Below are 21,516 nucleotides of genomic sequence, written 5' to 3'. Positions count from 1 at the left end.
AACTTTCATAAAACACTTTTGCTTATGGATTTTGCCAGTTTACACGAGCTGCTTCGCTCGACCTACGATGAGATGATGCCGCTCTGTGCCCAGATGACGGGCATTGCCAAGGGCATTGCAGGCTTGGGTGCACTCTTTTATATTGCCCTTCGGGTATGGGCTTCCATAGCCCGTGCCGAGGCGATAGACGTTTTCCCTTTGCTCCGTCCCTTTGTCTTGGGCTTCTGCATCATGTTCTTCCCGACAGTCGTACTGGGTACGATGAATGCCGTCCTCTCGCCCGTAGTGCAGGGAACGGAGATGATGGTACACCAGCAGGAGGGGAACCTTGCCGAGCTTACTGCCAAGCGAGACAAGCTGCAGGAGGAAGCCTACCTCAGGAATCCCGAGACGGCTTATTTGGTTTCCAACGAAAAGTTCGACCAGAAGATAGAGGAAATGGGCATTATCGGACCTGAAGATGCCGTGACAATTGCGGGGATGTATGCCGAGCGTGCCGCCTATCAGACCAAGCAATGGGTCATGAAATTGGTACACGACTTTTTGGAATTGCTGTTCCACGCTTCGGGGCTTATCATTGACACGCTTCGCACCTTTATTCTGATTGTCCTTTCGATACTCGGACCTATCGTGTTCGGCATAGCCGTATGGGATGGTCTTGCAGGCTCACTTACGGCATGGTTCTCACGCTATATATCGGTCTACCTGTGGCTGCCTGTCAGCTCTATTCTTACGGCACTGCTTACCAAGATACAGGTGCTGATGATGCAGAAAGACATCGATGCACTCAGTGACCCCAACTACCTGCCAGATTCGGGGACGTGGTACTACATCGTCTTCTTCCTTATCGGCATTGTAGGCTACTTCTGTGTACCTACCGTGGCAGGGTGGATTATTGAAGCTGGTGGCGGTATCGGCTCCTACGGACGCAATGTCAACCAGACTGCACAGCGTGGCGCGCAAGGCGCATATACCGGTGGCAAGGCTGCCATGGCAGGCGCAGGTGCCGCTGTGGGAAATGTCGGTGGACGTATCAAGGGTGCACTGCTCAAAGGAAAATAGAAATGGAGCAACTATGCTTAATTAATCAACAGGTATAAAAGAAAAAAAATGGAATTCAAATCACTTAATAATATAGAGACCTCATTCAGACAGATACGGCTCTATGCCTTTGTCTTTGCCATCGTATGTGTGGTAGTAAGCGGTTATGCTGTCTATGCCTCGTACAGCTTCGCCAAGGAGCAGCGGGAGAAAATCTATGTGCTTGACCAGGGAAAGTCGCTCATGCTGGCTCTCAGTCAGGATGCAAGTCGTAATCGTCCCGTGGAGGCAAGGGAACATGTCCGCCGTTTCCACGAACTCTTCTTTACCATTGCACCCGACAAGGATGCCATCGAGAGGAACATGGAGCGTGCCTTCCTGCTATGCGACAAGTCGGCTTTCAACTATTACAAGGACTTGGCAGAGAAGGGGTATTATAACCGTGCCATATCGGGTAATATCAATCAGCGCATAGAGGTGGACTCTATCCACTGCAACTTTAATACTTACCCTTATGCGGTAACGACCTATGCAAGGGAGTTTATCGTCCGTCAGAGTAATGTTACAGAGCGTAGTCTTGTTACGACCTGCACGTTGCAGAACTCAGTCCGTTCGGACAATAACCCGCAAGGTTTTCTTATGGAGAACTTCCTTGTGAAGGAAAACAGGGATATACAGACTTATAAACGATAAGGCTATGGCAAGGAAAAGAAACTTTTTACTCTCACGTCACTATCTGCGCTTTCACCTATGGCTTCGCCATCGGTGTGAAAGGCTCACGATAAGGCAGAGAAAGGAAATCGTCTATGGGCTGAGTTTCATCTATCTGCTCTGCTCGCTTTGGATGATAGCGCAGTTTTTCCTTCCTCCAAAGAAGGAAAAACTACCCATCCCCACGGGAAAGCTGACGGACAGTCCGATACGGACGGACAGCACTTTACAAGAGTTACACGGCAATTTTTATCTACAACATCATCAAACAATCAAAGAAAATGGATAATAAACAGAAAGAACAAATGAAGAAAGGCTTGGTCTTCGGAGGACTGGGACTGCTGTTTGCCCTCTCGATGTGGTTTATCTTCGCACCTTCGGGCAAGGATAAGACTGCTGCGGAGCAGGGACTCAATGACAGCATACCGCAGGCAACGACAGAAAAGCTCACCGAAAACAAACTCAAAGCCTATGAATTAGGCGACAAGGCACACGAGGAGGAACAGACCCGTGAGGAGATGGGCAGACTGTCGGACTATTTCGCACAGAACACTGCTCCATCAGAGGAGCAGCGTGCAGAGACAGCAGCATCTACGGCAAAGATAGAAAACTCCATGCATCGTTATGAGGAGAATAATCGGCTCTTAAACTCCTTTTACGCTCCCGACCCACACGAAGAGGAACGTGAAGCCTTGCGCTCGGAGATAGATAACCTTAAAAAAGAACTCTCTGCCAAAGACAGCAGGGAGGACAATGAAGAGAAACGACAGCTTGCTCTGATGGAAAAGAGCTATCAGATGGCAGCGAAGTATCTACCCAAGACATCATCTGTGCCACCGTCATTGAGTAATGCCTTTACGGAAAGCAAGGGAAACACCACTTCTACCACCGATATGGGTGTGACAAAAGGGCAGGCTGCGCAAGTTGGTACACCGTCAATGGAGGTCTTGGCGGAGCGCAAACAGGTGGTGACTTCACTCGGTCAGCCGATGAGCGATGCGGATTTTATCAAGGAATATGGAATAAGAGCAGGCAACATGGGCTTCCATTCGCTAACAAGTACGGCTGCACCCACGATGCGCAACACGCTCAAAGTGGTGGTGGACAGAACGACCACGCTCAAGGAGGGCGACAATGTGGTGCTTCGTCTGCTGGAAACCGCTAAGGTGCAGGGACTGCGTATTCCACGACAAAGCCGACTCATAGCCATTGCCAAGATTGAAGGCAACCGTATGCACCTGCTCATTAAGAGTATTGAGGTGGACGGGCATATCATAGCCGTCAAGCTCTCGGCTTACGACACGGACGGACAGGAGGGGGTGTATATACCAGGCTCGGAGGACATCAATGCGCTTAAGGAAGTTGGGGCGAACATCGGCGGTTCAATGGGAACATCCTTTACCTTCGCTTCCTCTGCCAAAGACCAAATTATCTCCGAGACTGCCCGTGGGGTGATGCAAGGTGCAAGTCAGCTGCTTCAGAAGAAACTGCGCACTATCAAGGTAACGCTCAAAGGGGGCTATCGCCTTTTCTTGGTTCAGTCCAAATAAAACAATCAAAAATTACAAGTAAAAAAATAACATCAAATCAACAGCAACAATGAAGAAACTTATTTTATCAATGGCTATGCTTGCCATGGTGGGAGCAACAGCCACAGCACAGGGAAACAATGATGGTCTTACACCAAACCGTCCGCTTACTTCGGGAGAGCTCTTTCAAGGTATGAGCCGTGCCATTCCTACGGGGCGTGTCGTACTGCCGTATGGTCTGGAGGTTACCTTTGACAAAACTGTGCATCTTATCTTCCCTTCTGCCATTCGCTATGTAGACTTAGGTTCGCAGAACATCATCGCAGGGAAGGCGGAGGATGCTGAGAACGTGTTACGTGTAAAGGCTTCGGTGAAGGACTTTGAAACGGAAACCAACATGAGCGTGATTTGTGAGGACGGCTCGTTTTACGCTTTCAGTGCGCCCATAATAGGGGCTTGATAATAATCACTTTGGCAAGTGATTAGGTTAGTATTCCAATTTATAAACCTATCCCAGACCGACTTATCCGAATGGGAAACCAAACGGGGAGTGAAGCATGTCGGTAACGCGATAAGTCAGTTAATTGCTAAACTGCGACTGAATTGCTATGGGAAAAGACAGACACGAGGATGAAACCTGATTGGTTGAACAATAGTCCTATGACTAATGTAGAGGTGGCAACGGAAAGCAGTTATATACGTTGCCTCGCAGTACCCACGCTTATTGAACGGAGTGATGGGCAAGGAATTTACTGCGACATATCCGTCAGAGAACAGAAAAGGATGTACGTTGCATCCGACAGTCTGTCAAGCCAAGTTATCAAGTCCACTAAATGGGGATTGCCTACACGGAGATGCCGAAAGGCTATGAGCACAGGCTCTGAAAACTCCGCATGGCAACGGAGTTCCCGTAGTAGTCTGAGCGTGGGAAAGCCACGTACATGGCGAAGGGGAACAGCTCGGTAATTTTAATATTGTCAAACGATAACGTGTGAGACGTATGAGAAATCCAGAGACCATATTAAACAGTTTATCTGCACATAGCAAAGATGTGCATTACAAGTACGAAAGGTTGTACCGCATCCTATTCAATGAACAGATGTTTTATGTAGCCTACCAGCGCATTTATGCGAAACCGGGCAACATGACACCCGGCTCAGACGGCAAGACCATTGACGGAATGAGCGTTGATAGAATAGGACATCTGATAGCTGCGCTAAAGGATGAAAGTTACATGCCAACGCCTGCCCGAAGAGTCTATATCCCTAAAAAGAATGGGAAGAAAAGACCATTGGGCATCCCATCAATCGAAGACAAGATGGTGCAAGAGGTCGTCAGACTTATTCTTGAAGCTGTCTATGAGGGACATTTTGAGAAATCCTCGCATGGATTCAGACCAAGAAGAAGCTGTCATACGGCTTTGCGTTCCATCCAAACTCTTTTCACTGGTGCGAACTGGTTCATCGAAGGTGACATCAAAGGATTCTTCGACAACATCGACCACCATATTCTGATTGAAACTCTTCGTGAGCGCATATCAGATGAAAGATTTCTTCGACTGATATGGAAATTCCTAAAGGCTGGATATATCGAAGATTTTACATTTCACAAGACGTATTCGGGAACTCCCCAAGGAGGGATAATAAGCCCTATCTTGGCAAATATCTACCTTGATAAGTTCGATAAATACATGCGTGAATATGCGGAATCATTCGACAAGGGCAAGAAAAAGCGGGAAAACCCACTCCACGCAAGTTACAGCCGAAAGGCTGTAAGATTACGCAAGACTATCCGAAACGCCACTGATGAGGATACGAAACGTGAATTGCTGACACAACTGAAAGAGGTGGAAGCTAAGACACGGAGAGTGCCGGCATCTATGGCAATGGATAGTAATTACAAGAGACTTAAATATATCAGATATGCCGATGACTTTCTAATCGGTGTAATTGGTAGTAAAGCAGACTGTGCGAAAATGAAAGAGAACTTTACAATATTCATGAGAGACAAACTAAAGCTTGAACTCTCCGAAGAAAAGACCCTTATCACAAATGCGCAGGATTCAGCAAAGTTTCTTGGGTATGAAATCTCTGTCAGAAAATCCGAAGCCATGAAGCGAAACAAGCTGGGATGGCTGAAGAGACCGTTCAGCGGACGCATAATACTGACTCTGCCTATCGCCTCCGTCCAAAAGAAATTATTGGAACTGAAAGCAATGGAGCTTAGGGTAATCAATGGAAAGGAAATCTGGTATGCCATGCCACGCAATTACCTGACCAAAGAAGACCCAGCCACAATTTGTGCACGCTATACAACTGAAATCAGAGGTTTGTACCAATATTATAGGATTGCGGACAACATCTCTTTTGCAGGAAGTAAATTCGGTTACATAATGCGATATAGTTTCTGCAAAACTTTGGCAAAGAAACTAAATTCATCAACTGCCAAGGTTATACGAAAGTACAGAAGAGACCATGACTTGGCGATACCTTATCAAGCAAAGAAAGGAGAAACCAAGTTCCGAATATTCTATAATGACGGCTTTGCAAGGCAAGAGCCGGACAAAGACGCAACCTGCGATAATCTACCTAACACGTTTGTACTTCCTTTCCCCACTCTTGCGGAGAGACTCATGGAGCACAAATGTGAATTGTGTGGAGCAACCAATGTCAAGACCGTAATGTATCAAGTCCGTAAACTCAAAGGTATAAATACCGATACGGAGTGGCACCGACTGATGATTAAGAAATGGCGTAAGACGTTGGCAGTATGCAAACATTGTAATGCAAAAATTCATGCCCATGACAAATAAACTGATATTACCAGCGGAGAGCCGTATGCAGGGAGACTTGCACGTACGGTTCGGGGGCAGGCTATGGGAAACCTACCACCGAAAGGTGGTAAGGCGCCCATCGCCGAGCCTACATGTCAAATATGCTGATGAGCCAAAGAAGCTCAGCATAGAGATGAAGGACTTCCTGTCACCAACGGACGGACGACTGCCAAGCAATCGCTCTGACATTTACTTTAAGGAACTTGGCAACGAGTCGCCCGTATTAGTAAAACTGATGATGCAGACTATCTATCAGAATGACAGACGCTGCATTAAGCATATCGGTGCACAGCAGTTCGGCATGAAGTTCCTGCTTCGTGGCTTGTACGCTCATAACGGCTTGCTGTATTTCCACACTCGTATGGAAAACGGCACGAATATGCCGTACTCGGTGGACTTCATCACGTTCAAGGTGGTGGATAAGAAGGTTGCAAAGCGTACCGCCATACAAGAACAGGTGTTGCAGCCCTTGCGTGCCTATCATCAGGTAATGCAAGTAAAGGGCAAGGATAGCGAGCATTCCGTGTTCGTATTGGAGCAGTTTGCCCTCTCGGAGGAAAAACAACTGGAGGTAACGATCTACGAGCGAAACGGCGGACGCACACTGACCTTTTATGTCGGGCAGGAAGATTTGCAGCTGGCAAAGAAGATTGACAACCTCAAACTCAAATGGTAGGCTTTATGAAGAAGAATTTCATTTTATCGGCTTGCGTGGCGGTGGCAATGGCTTTCAGTCTGCCGTTGCAGGCACAGCGACTTATCCCCAAGCAAAGGGGAATAGAGGTCGTAGGGAGTGTTCCGCTTATCAAGGGAGAGAAACTTTTTACAGGTGATAATTTCGGTGTAGGCATATCGCTTCCCCGTTATCTCAAAAAGGAGAACTACACCTTTGTTATGGCAGAGTATGAACAGCAGAATATGCCGTACAGGAGTTATAACGTAAAACTCAAGGATGCACTCTTACAGGTGGGCTATATGCACCCGATACTCTCCGACAATGGCAAGAACGTGCTTCTCTATGGTGGCATATCCGTATTAGGTGGTTATGAGGAAATCAACGAGGATCAGAAGCTACTGCCCGATGGGGCTACGCTGCTCGACCGCTCACGCTTCGTCTATGGCGGAGCCGTTCATGGCTCGGTGGAGGTGTTCCTCACGGACAGGCTTCTGTTTCTTGTCAAGGCACAAGGGCGGTTGCTCTTCGGCTCTGACGTGCATCGTTTCCGTCCTGCGCTATCAGCAGGACTTAGGTTTAATATTTAATAGAAAAGAAACATGAAAAAGAAGATATTAAGTTCGATATGGGTAATGGGCGTACTTTCCCTTGCCGTGTTTTGTTTATCTGCTTGTGATAGGGAGCTGGATGTTCAGCAGTCTTATCCGTTTACAGTGGAGACGATGCCCGTTCAGAAGGACATTGTCAAGGGACAGACGGCAGAGATACGCTGCACGCTCAAGCGAGGGGGTGAGTTTGCCGACACACGCTACACCATCCGATACTTCCAGCCCGACGGCAAGGGAACATTGAAAATGGACGATAGAACGGTATTTAAGCCCAACGATCGCTATCCGCTCACCAAGGACGTGTTCCGCCTGTACTATACTTCGCTCTCCACCGACCGCCAGACGATTGATGTGTATGTGGAGGATAGTTTCGGGAAGGTGCAGCAGCTGACTTTCAGTTTCAACAACGAAAAGGCGGAGGAAAAGAGAAAGACCACCACAGTAGTAACCAGAGCCTTGAACGATGCGAACAGCTAAACGTTTTGCTTTTTTCTGTATAATGTGCTTGCTCTGCCAGCCGCTACTTGCCCAGCGCAGGGTACGGTTGGCAGACTTGCCTCCTTTTGAGCGCGCCGTGGTGGTCGTGAAATACTTCGAGGGGCTACACGGAAAAGGTTGCTATCCGTATGTAGGCTATGGGCATCAGCTGCAACCTGGAGAGCACTTCTCTTCCAATATGACGGAACGGCAAGCGGACTCGCTGCTTCGTGCCGATCTTTGGAAATGTTTTGAACACTTCAAAGGATATGGCAAGGATGCGCTGCTACTGACTTTGCTTGCCTACAATGTGGGCGTGGGGCGACTGCTCGGTTATGGCAAGCACCCCAAGAGTCGATTGCTGAAAAAGATAGAGGCTGGAGACAGGAACATCTATCACGAGTATGTCTCGTTCTGCCGATATAGGGGCAAGGTCTTAAAAGGATTGGTGAAACGAAGGCAAGTGGAGTTTGCCTTGTTCTTTAATAAGTAAACAAGTTCATGAGGGTGGAGTGCCATAGTCTTTTCGTTATAACTCCTCTGGAAGATGATAAACTTTTTCACTCTTTATGTGCAGAATACTCAAAGCATCTTTCATCCATTTATGTAGTCTTGGATTATTCTGTTGTGGTCTAATTGCCGTATATACTTCAATAGCATCTTTATGATTCGAAAGAAATATTCCAAAGCTTGCAATAATAGACTTCGTATCAGCCCCTGAATTTAATACAATTTTCTGTCCCTCTTTTTCGAGAACGAATATGGCAGTATTCCAATCTTCTTCGTTCTCGGAGTCGGTTAGTTTGTATCCTGCTTTTATGTAGTCCTCTTTTAAACTATGAATTCTTTTACTTTTACCAGAGCCTTTTACACCCTCAATAAGAAATACGTCTGTCATAACTGTCAAAAAATTATGTAAAACCATTTCTTTCCTAAATGCAAAGACTATGCCAAAAGTAAACTCGTTTTATGGTTTATCATTGGGAAAGTTTTACATAGCGACTTTCTTTTGCTTCTTTGCTTTGGTCGCCTGCCTGTTCAAAGACAAAGAAAAGAAGCCACGCAAATTTTCGGTTTGCGTGGCTCTTGGTTTTATAAAAGCTGTTTTTTTACACATTTGTTATTCTGTCTATTCGTCTGTTAGGGTGTTTGTCGAAAGCCCAATTTATCTCATCATCGGGTAGGGTGCTGTAAATACTTCCACCCATGACCAACCCACAATGTTGCAGGACTTTCTGCCGTGCTTCCTCCTTGCTCTCTGCAACAACATCGAATACGCCATCGAAAACATATTGCGTATATACCAAAAATCTCTGTTTCATCTTCGCAATCTTAAAATTCAACCTTTAATAATCTGTGTTCCTTTGGCTCTCCATTGGATAATTTGCGATGTTTAAGCCAAAAGTGATGTGCACCATAGCCGTATGCAAAGAACTTGTCAAGTTCCGTTTCTTCGGCTATTTTGTTGATAGCCGACCTTAACTCCTCTTTGCAGTCGGATAGGGTTATTGCGTTGATAACCCTAATGAGAATATGCGGTATCTCATCCGCATAGTTGTAGATAATGTTTTCAATCTCTGTCTTCATATCTCTGATAATTTAATGGTTCATACTTTATGCTGTTGCTTTCATTCTTCGGCTTATAAGACCTCGATTGGCATTCACAAGGTTTACTATCTGTTCGTGGTACTCGGTATTCTTGTTGCACACTCCACGACTTTGCACCACCTCAAATGATTTCAGTGATACCTCTATTGTTTCTATCCGCTTGCCCTCAATGGTAGCCGACAGGATTAGTGAGTCCTCTTTAAGATAATATTCGTTGGAGAATACGCAATGGTGCATGGTCGCTCCCTCCTCCAAATGTTCACGCACGCTCTCCAATACGTGGACTTGGATTGTGCCGTCCGTGAAATGGATACCGAAGAATTTGGATTTGAGTTCCTTGAAACGTTTTTCGTCTTCCATAGCCTTCTTTTGCTTCTGTTGTATCTCCTCCCTTTCACGCAATCTGAGGAGTTCATTGTGTCTGCGGTCGTGTTCGGATTTGAGGTGGGTGGGGCAAAGAAACTTCGGGCTGTGAATGTCTTTGCCCAACCTGCGGAGTGTGTCTGCATAGTCGCACCAAAGGGAAATGTCTGTTATCTCATATCCATTACGGTTGGCTATCTTGTAGGACTGCCAATAATTGTCGAAGTTTCGAGGAGTATTGAGAAAATAGCGTAAATGTTCAAACCGTTCTGCTTTCATCAATGTTTCTGCACGGCTGTCAGAAAGCAAGGCAGGAATGAGTGTTGTCGGGGGTATTTCGTGAAAATAATCCTTGAAACCATTTCGGCGGAGCGTGTCTGATACTTTGAACTTCGGATATATCTGCGAATAGGCTGCATATCGGTAGGCTTCGTTGTCGTTACGGATAGCCATAGGGGTATAGTAAGAAAAGGTATCAACATATCTGCCCAATGTGCGTGGAATGGCAACAATGGCTTGCCGTCCTTGTGCGTTCCACCAATACTGACCGATTTCAAGCACATAGTGTCCAGCCTTGCAGCCTTTCTCCATTTCAGCCACGAGGAGGAACATCCGCAACACTTGGTATTCTCCGCAAGCGGTAAGTGTCGTGAAATAGTGCTTCTGCTGCAATTTCCTTTGGAATGTTTCCTTGACCTGCAACTTTGCCCTGCAATGAGGGCAAGTGCAACTTTCTCTATGTTTGTTCATTACCCAACTATGCCCACAATCCATACAAGTGGTGCGACCTTTTGGCAAGCGGTAGGCGAAGTGGTCTATGCACTCACGGAATGCCCACTTACTTTGTGTCTTGGTTATCGGGCAAAGATGCTTGCTTTGTTCCAAAACCGCTTTTTCAAATTTGTTTCTTGGTTTCATAGACTTAAAAATCGAATAGTGATGGTTGTACTTGGGTTGCTATGTTCTCGGTCTTTTTAACTCGTGCGTTACGGCTCTGTATTTTGGCAAGTTCCTCACGCTGATATTGCTTAATGGCTTCTTGTCTTGCTTCGGCTTTTTCTTCCTCTGTGAGTTCTACCATGTGATTGACCATTACTTGGCAATTGGTAGGCTTGCCAATCTCTATATTGTCCTCATCATAGTAGTGAACAGCCATAGAGAAGATTTCATCATCATCAAAGCCGTTGCAACCGCTTTTCTGCACTTCATTAAGAATGTAGGTGATGCACTCCTCGATATTCTTGTTAGGTTTCATCAAGTTAGGGGCAAACAAGGGGTCTGTCATAGCACGCTGATTGAGATATTCGGCTATTGTCCGTGTGAAATGTTCTGTTCCTTTCATATTGCTTAGTATTTTGGAATTTCTACTATTTGATTGATGCGCCCATATAGGTAGGCTCTTAGGCTTGTTCTGTCGGGTGCGTAATACTCTGTCCATTGTCCGTACTGATTGACAAGGTATTTCTTCAGTACATCAAAGAAGTCAAAGCGATAGCCTTGCAGGGGTACGGCTGTTCGGAAAAAGGTGTTTGAGTTTACCGCTTCACATAGCCAATTCTTTTCCTCACGGCTCATACACTCTCCACGATTGAGTTTCACACGCAGGAGATATATTTTGCTGTTACAAAGGCTCTCCAAAGGGGAAACGTCCCACTGCACAAACTTCGTAGCCACTACTTGCTCCCTCTTTTCAGCCACAGGGTTAATGCGGTAATGAGAGGAGGAGCTATATCCTTTTCTGTTCATCGAAGATGTTGTATTTACTTTTTGCTTATCCATAGCGACATTTTTTTTATGCGTCCAAAGATCGGAGTATGCTGATTCCTTTTTGTAGCAAAATAGAGGTAGCGGGGCAGGCTTGCACAAGGTTTTGGCGGAAAATACTACCCGTAGGTGTGGAGATTTTCCAGACAAACCAAGCGGCATAGACCTTTTGAAAGCCACAAGCCCCGTACTACCTTTGCGGATAAAAAGGGAGCAGCATCCGTCTTCTTGTTATCGCATATCGTGGAGCATCGGAAAAGAAGCAAAAGTGCAACGCTCGTAGTAGAATAAAGAAAAGGTGGCTATCTCAAAATGCGAGATAACCACCTGATGAAATAAAACGAAGGTTTTACAGAGTTGTGCTTCTCAAAGCACGCAGAGCAGGATGGCACAGACAATCGCCAGCCAGAAGAGAATGCTCAGCAGCGTAAATGCCACTTTCAGAATTACCCTGACTATAAAGCGTAGTATCAGAAAACCTGCAATAACTGACACGACAGTTACGACCTGTGGCGTTACTATCTTCGAGATAAGCCAAATGGCGCCGATAACGATGGAAAGCAGGATTGCGAGTTCGATGAAGCGTGTCCAACCGAAGCGGCGGACTTGCTTGGGAGAAGTCGGCTGCTGCTTGTCATTATCGGTTTTGTTCGATGCGTCTACCTTGATGAAGGCAGGTGTGTGAACGTCTTGATTCATGATGATTGTATTCATATAGGAGCTTTTTATAGTTTCAAGAGCAGTTACAAGATGCGCAGACTACACAAAGACAAGTGTTTGAAAAAACTCTTGGCGTGTGGAGTGGAGCGTTTATCTTGGCTCTTGACACTACAAAAGCTCCAGATGGTGCTACATCAAGTCATGTTCTCACCGCCTATCGTTGGCAGACCATTGACCTCAATGAGCAGAACGATTGTTCCTGTCAGTTCGGTGTAGAGTTTCTCATACTCTGGTGTTGCGCCAAAGTCGTCAGTCAGCTCATACTTGTCGAAAACGCTTTGCACAGCCTTATTCTTCAGAAGCATTGGTGTTAGTCTTTCGGGGAGCGGAGAGGGCAGTTCCTTCTCAAACTCATTCTCCAAGACAGATACAAGTGTGTCATACTTGGAAAAATGAAGTCCTCGATGCAAGACTTCACTTGCCATGGTTTCCGCCTCTGGGTGAGAAAAACCTTGTGCTATAGCATTGCAGTAGGTGGTAAGGGCTTCATCGGCTCTTGACGTTATGAATGGTTTATCACCCAGCATTTCGGGGAAATGCTCACTGAGGTAGTTCTCTAATTTCAAACGGAAGTAAGAAAGCTCTTTCTTTGTTGTTGTCATAATCTTCTTGGTTTAGGGTTTTACATTATTTTGAGTTGATGCCCATAGCAACATTGAACTTGTCTAACTTGCCAGCCAATTGTTCCATATCGTGTTCTATCTTCTTATTGGTTATACGGGCATAAATTTGTGTAGTTTTAATGTTGGTATGCCCCAACATCTTCGATACACTTTCCATAGGAACACCCTTGCTGAGCGACATGGTTGCAAACGTATGTCGGGCAAGATGGAAGGTCAGATTCTTCTTGATGCCACAAATGTCGGCAATTTCTTTCAAATATGCGTTGGTTTTCTGATTCGTTAGGATGGGAAATAGTTTGCCGTCCCGATAGGTCTTATGACTGTACTTGGCAATGATACTCTTGGGAATGTCAAGCAATAAAACATTTGTCTCCACATTTGTTTTCTGTCTCTTGGTCATAATCCACTGCTTATCATCAAGTGTTACGATATTGTCTGGTGTGAGATTGGAAACATCAATATATGCTAGACCTGTGAAACATGAAAAGATGAAAACATCCCTTACTAACTCCAAGCGTTGAATAGCAATTTCCTTGTTGGCTATCTTCATAATTTCCTCATCCGTGAGAAAACCTCGATTGACAGGCTCCAAGTGAAAACGATGATTGAGGAAGGGGTCGTGAAGAAGATAACCACGTTTTTGAGCATAGATAGTTACGGTCTTGAGTGCCTTCATCTTCTTGACTGATGTGTTGTAAGCGCAACCTGCCACTGTACTCAGATATAACTCAAAATCCTGTACCACGGATGGTGTGAACTCTGTCAGTCCTACATCCTTTCTTCCATACTTATGAATAAGGAATTCTGCGAAATGCCTTCTTAAAACGCTGTACTTTTGTAGGCTGTCTTTGCTGATGGTGTGTCCGACGCGTTGCCTGATGTCTTCGTTGAATCTGTCGAATACAGGGAGGAAAGTTGTATACTCTCTGTCTTTTCCCACAAAATAAGATCGGATTTTCTCCAATGACAGGGAGGAGTCGTCCTCAAATTTGTGATAGATGTTATTCAGTGTAGCAGAAATAGAGTCCAATGCGGCATTGGCGGATAAAGCTTCAGCCGTCCGACCTTTGAGCCGACTTGTGGCATTGTTCCATACTGTCTTGTCCACGAATATTTTCGTAGATCCGAAATTAGCCATCTCTCCGTTAAGGAATACTCGGAGCATTACAGGCGACTTTCCTTCTTTGTTCTCATAGTTTGAACGTAGGTAGAAGGACACCTTGAAATTTGTTCTCATAATGCATCATTCTTTTGTGTAGCACTCGGCTGCAAAGTTAATACTTAATACATTGAAAAAGAAAGAGTTGATGCCGTCAATATGGTATTCAAAATCCCGTCATTGCTACATTTTTTATTGCTACAATTTTTGTGTAGCAGTTTATGTAGCAGAATTTGACCGAATGATGATTGTCAAAACATAGGGTTATGCCGTCAGGCGATAGAGGTATATACAAAGAAAAATCGTTGTAAAACCTTGATTTTACAACGATTAGCAAATTTTTGAAGGCTAAATTGACAACCTTTGTGAAGTCCTTTTGAAGCCTATTTGCGGAGAGAGGGGCTTGTGAACCTTCGGATATTGTAACCTGTAAAATGGAGGAAACGGCATGAAGACAATCAATAATCCCAAAAGAAAAGTAAGCGTAACCAATCAGCGCAGTTATTTCGACTGGACTGATGGAATGCAGGTTGTTCGCAGGGGGAATGGCGAAATTGCCATGACGGAGAGTGAACTTGTGAAGTTCTTCGGGGTAACATGGAGGAAACTCAACCATAGGCTTCAGACAATTATGAAATCTTCCAACCTGCATCCCGATGAGAGGGTTGCAGGTGAGGAAGTTATCAAGAAGGGAAAGACCGTAAGTTATTCACCATTCTATCCCCTTCTTATTATCATCGCACTGTCCTTTCTATTGAACAGCATGGAAGCGCATTTGTTCAGAATGTACATCAGTAGAAGATTGCAGACAGAGGCTGTCATTGTAACGCCAATCTTCCTGTTGGACAATACCAAGAACTGATAAATATATTTCTTTTTCTTTCACTGATTATATCTTACTACATAACTACAATAAAGGATAAAGCGGTGAAAGAAAAAGGATTAACTTGTAGTAAAGTACTCGAAAATAATGGTACTACGCAGTAACTACATTTGCCTTTCTCTTTCATCGCTTTATTACGGATAAAAAGGAGATTATATGCTGTTTGTTATTTGCTTGACAATTCTTTGAAGCACGCTTTCATTGTTTACGAGTATGGATGTTGTGCCTGTCATTCCCTTGATAGTTTTATACCTGCAATCCGTTATCTTTACCTGTGCCGTGAACACACTACCTTTTGCTGTTTGTCGGGGTGTATGCGATGTGGCGGTTATCGTACCATTGGCTGTTCCGTATGTTTCGACATCGTAGCCCTCAAATTCTATGTTTGCCGTCATTCCTTTTGTTACCCAATTCACATATTTATAGGGAATGTCTATTGTTCCTTGATGTTCGTCTGCCATCTCAATCCTTGCACTGATGGTCTCAGGATAAGGGATAAAGTATGCACCTGTCAGCAGTCCCAATATCACAATGGTGATAATCGTGATACCATAACGGACTATCCTTGATGGTATCTCGCCAATAATATGCCTTACCTTCTCGCTGCGGAGTTCTATCTTATTGTCTACCATAATATTCCTTCCTGCTGTTAGTTGCCCAATTCCAATTGATTCTTCACGAGGTTATAATATGCGCCTCTCTTTGCTGTGAGTGTTTCGTGGTTGCCTGTTTCCACTACTTTACCTTTATCTAATACCACAATCTGGTCGGCATTCTTCACCGTACTTAGTCGGTGTGCCACGATAACTACCGTCTTACCTTTATAGAACTCGTCCAGATGTTCCACAATCATACGTTCGTTGTTGGCATCGAGCGAGTTGGTAGCTTCATCAAGGAAAATATAATTAGGGTTCTTGTATACGGCTCTCGCTATCAAGATGCGCTGTTTTTGTCCCTGACTTAAGCCCACACCATCGCGCCCAATCTTGGTGTTGTATTTTAGGGGCAGCCCCATCACATAATCGTGAATGCAGGCTATCTCGGCAGACTTCTGCAAACGCTCCTTATCTATCTCGCCGTCATCTACGGCAATGTTACGTGCTATCGACTCCGAAAAGATTACTCCATCTTGCATCACCACACCACATTGCCTGCGCCACCACTTCTTGTTGAGCGTGTTTACATCGGTTCCGCCAATAGTTATTCGACCGCCCAATACGGGATAATAGCCTAACATGAGCTTGATTAGCGTGGTCTTTCCGCTACCCGACGCTCCGACAATGGCTGTTACTTTGCCTTTAGGGATTGCGAGGCTTACATCATCTATGATAGTTTTCAGTGCGTGAGGGTCGTACTTGAAGTTTACACTTTCAAGTTCTATGCCTTTGTTTTCTTCTTTCACTGAGGTTTCCAATCCTTGCTTTCCGTTCTCATCGTCCATACGGTGGATTTCGTTGATACGCTCTAGGCTTATCTTTACATCTTGTACGGAGTAGAAGAAACTCATTAACTGCTCAACAGGTGAGTTGAGTTGTCCGATGATGTACTGCACGGCAAGCATCATACCCAGTGTGAGCTGTCCGTGAATGACAGCTGTTGCTGCCACCACGGTGATGACAATATTCTTCAGTTCGTTGATGAATATGCTGCCAGCTTCCTGCGTTTGTTGGAGCTTTAGCGATTTCATCTGTACACCGAAGAGGTCTGCCTGCACATCCTCCCATTCCCAGCGACGGCGATGTTCGCAGTCTTGGAGTTTTATCTCCTGCATGGAGGTGATAAACTCGTAGGTCTTGTTGTTGTTGATGGCTTGCTGCTCGAAAAGTTCGTAGTCGAGAACCTTTCTGCGCCTTAGGAAGAGCGCAAGCCAACCGCCATAAAGCAGACTGCCGAGCATGAAAATGGCGAAGATAAGCCAATTATAGGATAACAATACAATGCTGAATACCACAAAGGTAAAGAGCGAGAACACAATACTGAGTGTTTGTTGTGTCAGGAACGAGTTTACACGGTTGTGGTCGCCCATACGCTGCATAAGGTCGCCCATTAGTTTAGTATCGAAGAACGACATGGGTAGCTTCAGGAGCTTGATAAAGAAGTCGCTTACCAATGAAATGTTTATGCGCAGCGAGATATGCAGCAGCAGCCAACGACGGATAAAATCAATAGCGGTACGGCTCACCGTAAGCATCAACTGTCCCAAGAGAATCAACCAGATAAAGCCGATGTTTTGGTTTTTAATGCCCACGTCCACGATGGATTGTGTGAGGAAAGGCAGGATAAGCTGCAGCAAGCTGCCCACGAGTAAGCCTAAAATTATCTGTCCGAAATACTTGCGATATTGCTTGATGTAACCAAAGAGGAACTTAAACGAGCGTTCCTCTGTTGGCTGTTCATTTGTCTGTTTTTCATAAAAGGCAGGAGTAGGTTCTAAGAACATCGCGATACCCTTTTCCTCACCGCCCGATTGAGTACTAATCCAATGCTTCTTAAACTCCTCAAGATTGTACTTTATAAGTCCTTTTCCAGGGTCTGCAATGTAGAAAATCTTGCCTTTCTTTACCTTATATAGCACCACAAAGTGGTTTTGATTCCAGTGGAGGATACAGGGAGAAGATATTTTCTTTATTCCTTTTATATTAACTTTCCCACAATTACTTTTTATTCCTAAAGCAAAAGCTGTATCCCTGATGCTAAGCATAGAAACGCCCTCTGCCGTTGTATTGCACAGGCTGGAGAGATAATTTGTGGAATACTTTTTATGATAGTATTCACAGATCATCTGTAAGCATGCTACACCGCATTGCATGGAATCATGTTGCTTTATAAATACAATATTCATTATAGTCTATTTAATTCATTACTTGATTTTTCCCCTTTGTATTTATTTTTAGATGGATTTATCTGATAACTTGCAGTGAAGGTAAGCGTACATCTATTGGCATCGTTCCATTTATTCAAAATGATATTATTGGTGTTTTTACTCCATTTTTCACGACTTGTATTAAATAAATTATTAACTGCTAATTTTAATCGTAACTTTTCGTTAAAAAATTCTTTTACGCAATAAATATTACAATCGAAATTTTGAGAATAATAAGCTAAGTCTGTATCTAAATTTCCACATGTATTAAAGCTCATATTTACTCCTATTTGGAAATGTTTAGGCAGAGTTATTATATTATCCAATAGAAAAGAATAAATGGGCTTATTATATTTACTGTTATTGTATACCAAAAAAGGTTTTGTAAAATCTATTGTAAATGATGGTCTCCATATTTTAAACCATATCGGTGAATAATATAAAGCAATATCAAAGGTTTGATTGCTTCTTATATTCTGAGTATGAAAAATAGCAATGCTATCACTTCCATTGTATCTGTCGTAAACGTACATCGTACTATTCTTCATCATCGAATAATTTGCCATTACTTGTAAATCTTTCCACCCTAATGAAAATGAAAGCATATTAGTTTTTTGTGGTAAAAGGTTAGGGGTTCCACCTTCATATTCATAGGGATTATTATACTCAACAGAATTTCTTAGCATAAAATAACTTGGACGTAATGTCATATAACGGTATGCAAGGGTCATCTGTACATTATTGTTTTTGTAATTAATGACAGCAGAAGGATAAAAGCCCTTATCTCTCTGAGAATCTTTCGTTGAATAATTGCTATTGTTATAATAATTAAAATTCATATATTCAAACCTGATCCCCATACTTATATCCCAGTGCGCACCAAAAGATTTTTCATATTCTGAGAAAATTGAATACAGCTGTTGTTTAGCTACATTGGAAGTAGGTGATAGGCTATTTCGCAAGGTTGTACCATCTAGTATTGAATAACGATTTTTGTTTGTAGTAAAAGCTCCATCAGTTCCAGATGTCAAAGTTCCACCAACCAAAGGGCTTATTACCTTTGCCCGATAAGCATATAGCATATTATTACTATGATTCTTTGAATGGATTTCTTGGCTTGTAAGAAAATAATCTTGGTTATTCTCATTAGATGAGTTCATATAATCAAAATCAATCTTGAGATATGCGTCTTTTGTGAAATAATAAGAGAAATAACTATTTATATAATGACTGTATAAGACCGATTTTCTTTTATCGTTTGACATAAAACCTCTTACGTGTCCCAAATATTTAACTTCCACATAATCATCAGTCGTGAAAGTTTCATCAGGTACAGAAGTATACTTGTATATAGCACCCATAGCCACCTTATCTCTGTGTTCGTAATTAAGCCCTACTGATCCGTTCCAAGAGAATGCGTTAGTTTGCATATCCATATTCTCATTTACCTGCCGAGTTAATAAACTTCGATCTGAGAGCTGCTTAGCTTCAGCTGATGTTTGATTATATCGCAAATCCGCAAAAACGTCAAATTCTTTCTTTCGATATTTTATGTTTAGTCCACTATAATGAGACAACTTGCGCTCCATGCTTAAACCTGCATTAGCAAAACAGCCAATTCCTTCTCCTATTGGTTTTTTTGTGATTATTTTTATCACAGCACTTATTGTAGCGTCATACTCCGCTCCGGGATTGGTTATAATTTTTACTTGTTTAATATCCGAAGAATTTATTTGATTCAATTCGCTTTGATTCCGCACCAATCTATTATTGATAAAGATTAAAGGCTTTCCCTTACCCAAAACACTAATATTTCCATTCTTATTTATAATAAAGGGAAGATGAGATAACACATCTAAGCCATTACCAAGTTTAGCCAATGGTCCAGAAGCAATATTAGCGATGATACCTTTTGATGTATGTAAGTAGGTCTTACCTTTTACTATAACTTCTTTTAAAGTATTTTCATTGGGCTGTAAGAAGAAATTATATACGCTATCTTCAGGCACTATTTGCCTAAATTGGGTATTGCAGCCAATGTAACTTACTTTTATAATACCGTTGGGTATGTTGTTTGGAATTATAAACATGCCCAAAGAGTCCGTAGTGGTTCCTGTTATAAAAGCACTATCAGATGCTGAAAGGATGGTAACATTTACAAACTCCATAGGTAAATTGCTATCTTTTTCTCTTACTATTCCTTTTATTTGTCCAAAAGTACAAAGCGAAAGCATAAATAATTTTATAATCAATATGCTTCGCATCTTATTATTAGTATTCATATAGATTCTGTTTTTTATTGATTTCATTAACATATTCCTGCCACTTACCCTTATTTTTTCTCAATTTAACAATAGCTATTAGAATCTTTTCTATATATTCTCGCTGATATTTACATTTATCAGTATTAGGGGTAAGAGAATATTTTTTAGCTTCATTATCATAAAAAAAACTTTTTGGACAACATTCACATAAATTCTGACACCAACAGTTAGGACATAGTTTTTCCTTGTTATTTATCAGATTAAATAATGGGTAATGGTCTTGTATATGTTTTGAGTTAAAGATATTATCCCCTTTAACATCTCCAAGATTTAAGCTTTCGATTCCAACATCCATATGACAAGGATATATTAGTCCAGATGTTGATACCGCAAACTGTAACCTAGATATTTGGCAAGACTCAAGATGGTGCTTAAAAGAAATAGCCCATAAAATGTCTGTAAAGCATTCTGGTAAATTATCAACGTTTTGAACAGAGAAATCTATTTTATGATTATCTTCTTCAATACTAATTTCATCTACTAAAAAACCTTCAATGTTAAATCTTTTTCGAAAAAACAAAGATATATCATCTTTTGTAATATTCTCTTTAATATGCTGCTTTGTATAGGTAGCTTCGTATTGAACCTTTACACTAGGAATATGCTTTATATAATCAATGAACTTTGCAATCCTGTTATATGTACCTTTTCCTTGTTTATCAACACGATTACTGTCATTTATTTTTTTTTCTCCATCGATACTAACAGTGATAAACGTTATATATTTTTTTATAACACTAATTAATCGTTCATTCCAAATTGTTCCATTCGTTATTATGCCAAATTTAGGTAATTCTTCAAGTGATTTATCAAATTTATAGTTATAAAATAACGAGCATAGATACTCCATGACATCAACATTAATACATGGTTCTCCTCCAAAAAAAACAATTTTCTCAATGTGATGAAAATTATTAATACAAAAGTCATAAAAATTCTTTGCCGTTTCTTTTGTCATCAAATGACGATGTAAATTGTAATTACCGCCATTCGCATAGCAATATTTACATCGAAGATTGCAATCATTTGAAATATGTAGTGTTATTCTATGAATAGCCCCTTCTTTTATTTCTTTTCCTTTTTCTTTGCAAAGAAGGTTTTTGGTAATAACCTTATTGAGGCTTACTAGTAGCTTTTTTATATCTGCTTCTAGTATATTTTTTTTAAGCGAAATCTCTGACAAAGAAATCCCAGATTTGATCATCTCAAGTATCTCTTTGATATGGTCATTGATACTTATTAAAGTATAAGAAGGATAATGAAAAAGTATAGTTTCATTATCTTTTGTTATAATATGAGTTTCTTTAAGGTTCACCATTTGTTTTATTTTTAAG

23 protein-coding genes and 2 pseudogenes are annotated in these 21,516 nt (G+C 42.5%); 12 read left to right on the top strand and 13 right to left on the bottom strand.

Annotated features, from left to right (window positions below):
• The first annotated feature begins 24 nt into the window (after positions 1 to 24).
• The 11 genes and pseudogenes from traJ (at position 25) to DYI03_RS08580 (ending at position 8,368) form a co-directional block, all read left to right on the top strand.
• Complete coding sequence (traJ, locus tag DYI03_RS08630; RefSeq protein ID WP_004358249.1) at positions 25 to 1,062, top strand: conjugative transposon protein TraJ; 1,038 nt, start codon at positions 25 to 27, stop codon at positions 1,060 to 1,062.
• 48 nt (positions 1,063 to 1,110) lie between these two features.
• Positions 1,111 to 1,734, top strand: coding sequence for a conjugative transposon protein TraK (traK, locus tag DYI03_RS08625; protein WP_021668807.1), 624 nt, complete (start codon positions 1,111 to 1,113; stop codon positions 1,732 to 1,734).
• 4 nt (positions 1,735 to 1,738) lie between these two features.
• On the top strand, positions 1,739 to 2,041 hold the full coding sequence (locus tag DYI03_RS08620) for a hypothetical protein (RefSeq protein ID WP_004353772.1): 303 nt from the start codon (positions 1,739 to 1,741) through the stop codon (positions 2,039 to 2,041).
• The gene (gene traM, locus DYI03_RS08615; RefSeq protein ID WP_115367925.1) at positions 2,034 to 3,302 is read left to right on the top strand and encodes a conjugative transposon protein TraM; all 1,269 of its coding nucleotides are present in this window, start codon (positions 2,034 to 2,036) and stop codon (positions 3,300 to 3,302) included. Before DYI03_RS08620 ends, traM begins: the two co-directional genes overlap by 8 nt.
• A 49-nt stretch (positions 3,303 to 3,351) precedes the next feature.
• Positions 3,352 to 3,720, top strand: a pseudogene (locus DYI03_RS08610) (DUF4138 domain-containing protein); the annotation flags it as partial.
• A gap of 221 nt (positions 3,721 to 3,941) precedes the next feature.
• Positions 3,942 to 4,247, top strand: a complete 306-nt coding sequence (locus DYI03_RS13685) for a hypothetical protein (RefSeq protein ID WP_225683919.1) — start codon at positions 3,942 to 3,944, stop codon at positions 4,245 to 4,247.
• Between the two features lie 34 nt (positions 4,248 to 4,281).
• Positions 4,282 to 6,093, top strand: a complete 1,812-nt coding sequence (locus DYI03_RS08600) for a reverse transcriptase/maturase family protein (RefSeq protein WP_008126020.1) — start codon at positions 4,282 to 4,284, stop codon at positions 6,091 to 6,093.
• Positions 6,094 to 6,199: 106 nt separating this feature from the next.
• Positions 6,200 to 6,790 (top strand): annotated as a pseudogene (gene traN, locus DYI03_RS08595) (conjugative transposon protein TraN); the annotation flags it as partial.
• 5 nt (positions 6,791 to 6,795) lie between these two features.
• A complete protein-coding gene (locus DYI03_RS08590) occupies positions 6,796 to 7,377 on the top strand; it encodes a conjugal transfer protein TraO (protein WP_036859435.1) in 582 nt (193 codons plus the stop codon).
• Positions 7,378 to 7,389: 12 nt separating this feature from the next.
• Positions 7,390 to 7,875, top strand: coding sequence for a DUF3872 domain-containing protein (locus DYI03_RS08585; protein ID WP_025064821.1), 486 nt, complete (start codon positions 7,390 to 7,392; stop codon positions 7,873 to 7,875).
• Positions 7,862 to 8,368 (top strand): glycoside hydrolase family protein, encoded by a 507-nt coding sequence (locus DYI03_RS08580; protein ID WP_021668988.1) that lies wholly within the window; start codon positions 7,862 to 7,864, stop codon positions 8,366 to 8,368. The genes DYI03_RS08585 and DYI03_RS08580 overlap by 14 nt, the downstream gene beginning before the upstream one ends.
• Before the next feature lie 36 nt (positions 8,369 to 8,404).
• Here the strand turns inward: DYI03_RS08580 and DYI03_RS08575 are convergent, their stop codons facing one another.
• The 9 genes from DYI03_RS08575 to DYI03_RS08535 all read right to left on the bottom strand — a co-directional run bounded on the left by DYI03_RS08575 (position 8,405) and on the right by DYI03_RS08535 (position 14,190).
• Positions 8,405 to 8,773, bottom strand: coding sequence for a hypothetical protein (locus DYI03_RS08575; RefSeq protein WP_146014629.1), 369 nt, complete (start codon positions 8,771 to 8,773; stop codon positions 8,405 to 8,407).
• 211 nt (positions 8,774 to 8,984) lie between these two features.
• The gene (locus tag DYI03_RS08570; RefSeq protein WP_025064820.1) at positions 8,985 to 9,197 is read right to left on the bottom strand and encodes a hypothetical protein; all 213 of its coding nucleotides are present in this window, start codon (positions 9,195 to 9,197) and stop codon (positions 8,985 to 8,987) included.
• Between the two features lie 10 nt (positions 9,198 to 9,207).
• A complete protein-coding gene (locus DYI03_RS08565) occupies positions 9,208 to 9,462 on the bottom strand; it encodes a hypothetical protein (protein ID WP_021668992.1) in 255 nt (84 codons plus the stop codon).
• Between the two features lie 27 nt (positions 9,463 to 9,489).
• Entirely contained in the window at positions 9,490 to 10,764 is a 1,275-nt protein-coding gene (locus DYI03_RS08560) for a PcfJ domain-containing protein (protein ID WP_025064819.1), read from the bottom strand.
• A 4-nt stretch (positions 10,765 to 10,768) separates the two neighbouring features.
• On the bottom strand, positions 10,769 to 11,188 hold the full coding sequence (locus tag DYI03_RS08555; protein WP_025064818.1) for a PcfK-like family protein: 420 nt from the start codon (positions 11,186 to 11,188) through the stop codon (positions 10,769 to 10,771).
• A 5-nt stretch (positions 11,189 to 11,193) separates the two neighbouring features.
• Complete coding sequence (locus DYI03_RS08550) at positions 11,194 to 11,625, bottom strand: hypothetical protein (protein WP_025064817.1); 432 nt, start codon at positions 11,623 to 11,625, stop codon at positions 11,194 to 11,196.
• 351 nt (positions 11,626 to 11,976) lie between these two features.
• On the bottom strand, positions 11,977 to 12,324 hold the full coding sequence (locus tag DYI03_RS08545) for a hypothetical protein (protein WP_025064816.1): 348 nt from the start codon (positions 12,322 to 12,324) through the stop codon (positions 11,977 to 11,979).
• Positions 12,325 to 12,464: 140 nt separating this feature from the next.
• Positions 12,465 to 12,932 (bottom strand): DUF1896 domain-containing protein, encoded by a 468-nt coding sequence (locus DYI03_RS08540; protein ID WP_115367924.1) that lies wholly within the window; start codon positions 12,930 to 12,932, stop codon positions 12,465 to 12,467.
• A 25-nt stretch (positions 12,933 to 12,957) separates the two neighbouring features.
• Positions 12,958 to 14,190, bottom strand: a complete 1,233-nt coding sequence (locus DYI03_RS08535; protein ID WP_021668766.1) for a site-specific integrase — start codon at positions 14,188 to 14,190, stop codon at positions 12,958 to 12,960.
• 370 nt (positions 14,191 to 14,560) lie between these two features.
• Here DYI03_RS08535 and DYI03_RS08530 point away from each other — a divergent pair, with 370 nt between their 5' ends.
• Positions 14,561 to 14,974: a hypothetical protein gene (locus tag DYI03_RS08530; RefSeq protein WP_021670367.1), complete on the top strand. Its 414-nt coding sequence runs from the start codon at positions 14,561 to 14,563 to the stop codon at positions 14,972 to 14,974.
• Positions 14,975 to 15,147: 173 nt separating this feature from the next.
• On the opposite strand, the gene DYI03_RS08525 is transcribed toward DYI03_RS08530, so the two are convergent.
• From DYI03_RS08525 to DYI03_RS08510, 4 genes are read right to left on the bottom strand one after another with little or no spacing between them, the layout of a single operon-like run.
• Positions 15,148 to 15,627, bottom strand: a complete 480-nt coding sequence (locus DYI03_RS08525; protein ID WP_021670368.1) for an HlyD family efflux transporter periplasmic adaptor subunit — start codon at positions 15,625 to 15,627, stop codon at positions 15,148 to 15,150.
• 17 nt (positions 15,628 to 15,644) lie between these two features.
• A complete protein-coding gene (locus DYI03_RS08520; protein WP_036859360.1) occupies positions 15,645 to 17,837 on the bottom strand; it encodes a peptidase domain-containing ABC transporter in 2,193 nt (730 codons plus the stop codon).
• Positions 17,837 to 20,140: a TonB-dependent receptor domain-containing protein gene (locus tag DYI03_RS08515; protein ID WP_025064789.1), complete on the bottom strand. Its 2,304-nt coding sequence runs from the start codon at positions 20,138 to 20,140 to the stop codon at positions 17,837 to 17,839. The genes DYI03_RS08520 and DYI03_RS08515 overlap by 1 nt, the downstream gene beginning before the upstream one ends.
• Positions 20,130 to 21,500, bottom strand: a complete 1,371-nt coding sequence (locus DYI03_RS08510; protein WP_021668317.1) for a radical SAM/SPASM domain-containing protein — start codon at positions 21,498 to 21,500, stop codon at positions 20,130 to 20,132. Before DYI03_RS08510 ends, DYI03_RS08515 begins: the two co-directional genes overlap by 11 nt.
• Positions 21,501 to 21,516: the final 16 nt, after the last annotated feature.

The organism is Prevotella disiens, from assembly GCF_900454955.1.
GTDB lineage: Bacteria > Bacteroidota > Bacteroidia > Bacteroidales > Bacteroidaceae > Prevotella > Prevotella disiens.
The sequence above is the reverse complement of the archived record's forward strand: the minus strand, read 5'-3'. Positions and strand labels throughout refer to the sequence as shown.

Excerpts from the sequence above, each read along its gene's own strand:
- traJ (WP_004358249.1), top strand. The coding sequence starts at position 25 with ATGGATTTTGCCAGTTTACACGAGCTGCTTCGCTCGACCTACGATGAG.
- traK (WP_021668807.1), top strand. The coding sequence starts at position 1,111 with ATGGAATTCAAATCACTTAATAATATAGAGACCTCATTCAGACAGATA.
- DYI03_RS08620 (WP_004353772.1), top strand. The coding sequence starts at position 1,739 with ATGGCAAGGAAAAGAAACTTTTTACTCTCACGTCACTATCTGCGCTTT.
- traM (WP_115367925.1), top strand. The coding sequence starts at position 2,034 with ATGGATAATAAACAGAAAGAACAAATGAAGAAAGGCTTGGTCTTCGGA.
- DYI03_RS13685 (WP_225683919.1), top strand. The coding sequence starts at position 3,942 with ATGACTAATGTAGAGGTGGCAACGGAAAGCAGTTATATACGTTGCCTC.
- DYI03_RS08600 (WP_008126020.1), top strand. The coding sequence starts at position 4,282 with ATGAGAAATCCAGAGACCATATTAAACAGTTTATCTGCACATAGCAAA.
- DYI03_RS08590 (WP_036859435.1), top strand. The coding sequence starts at position 6,796 with ATGAAGAAGAATTTCATTTTATCGGCTTGCGTGGCGGTGGCAATGGCT.
- DYI03_RS08585 (WP_025064821.1), top strand. The coding sequence starts at position 7,390 with ATGAAAAAGAAGATATTAAGTTCGATATGGGTAATGGGCGTACTTTCC.
- DYI03_RS08580 (WP_021668988.1), top strand. The coding sequence starts at position 7,862 with ATGCGAACAGCTAAACGTTTTGCTTTTTTCTGTATAATGTGCTTGCTC.
- DYI03_RS08575 (WP_146014629.1), bottom strand. The coding sequence starts at position 8,773 with ATGACAGACGTATTTCTTATTGAGGGTGTAAAAGGCTCTGGTAAAAGT.
- DYI03_RS08570 (WP_025064820.1), bottom strand. The coding sequence starts at position 9,197 with ATGAAACAGAGATTTTTGGTATATACGCAATATGTTTTCGATGGCGTA.
- DYI03_RS08565 (WP_021668992.1), bottom strand. The coding sequence starts at position 9,462 with ATGAAGACAGAGATTGAAAACATTATCTACAACTATGCGGATGAGATA.
- DYI03_RS08560 (WP_025064819.1), bottom strand. The coding sequence starts at position 10,764 with ATGAAACCAAGAAACAAATTTGAAAAAGCGGTTTTGGAACAAAGCAAG.
- DYI03_RS08555 (WP_025064818.1), bottom strand. The coding sequence starts at position 11,188 with ATGAAAGGAACAGAACATTTCACACGGACAATAGCCGAATATCTCAAT.
- DYI03_RS08550 (WP_025064817.1), bottom strand. The coding sequence starts at position 11,625 with ATGGATAAGCAAAAAGTAAATACAACATCTTCGATGAACAGAAAAGGA.
- DYI03_RS08545 (WP_025064816.1), bottom strand. The coding sequence starts at position 12,324 with ATGAATACAATCATCATGAATCAAGACGTTCACACACCTGCCTTCATC.
- DYI03_RS08540 (WP_115367924.1), bottom strand. The coding sequence starts at position 12,932 with ATGACAACAACAAAGAAAGAGCTTTCTTACTTCCGTTTGAAATTAGAG.
- DYI03_RS08535 (WP_021668766.1), bottom strand. The coding sequence starts at position 14,190 with ATGAGAACAAATTTCAAGGTGTCCTTCTACCTACGTTCAAACTATGAG.
- DYI03_RS08530 (WP_021670367.1), top strand. The coding sequence starts at position 14,561 with ATGAAGACAATCAATAATCCCAAAAGAAAAGTAAGCGTAACCAATCAG.
- DYI03_RS08525 (WP_021670368.1), bottom strand. The coding sequence starts at position 15,627 with ATGGTAGACAATAAGATAGAACTCCGCAGCGAGAAGGTAAGGCATATT.
- DYI03_RS08520 (WP_036859360.1), bottom strand. The coding sequence starts at position 17,837 with ATGAATATTGTATTTATAAAGCAACATGATTCCATGCAATGCGGTGTA.
- DYI03_RS08515 (WP_025064789.1), bottom strand. The coding sequence starts at position 20,140 with ATGAATACTAATAATAAGATGCGAAGCATATTGATTATAAAATTATTT.
- DYI03_RS08510 (WP_021668317.1), bottom strand. The coding sequence starts at position 21,500 with ATGGTGAACCTTAAAGAAACTCATATTATAACAAAAGATAATGAAACT.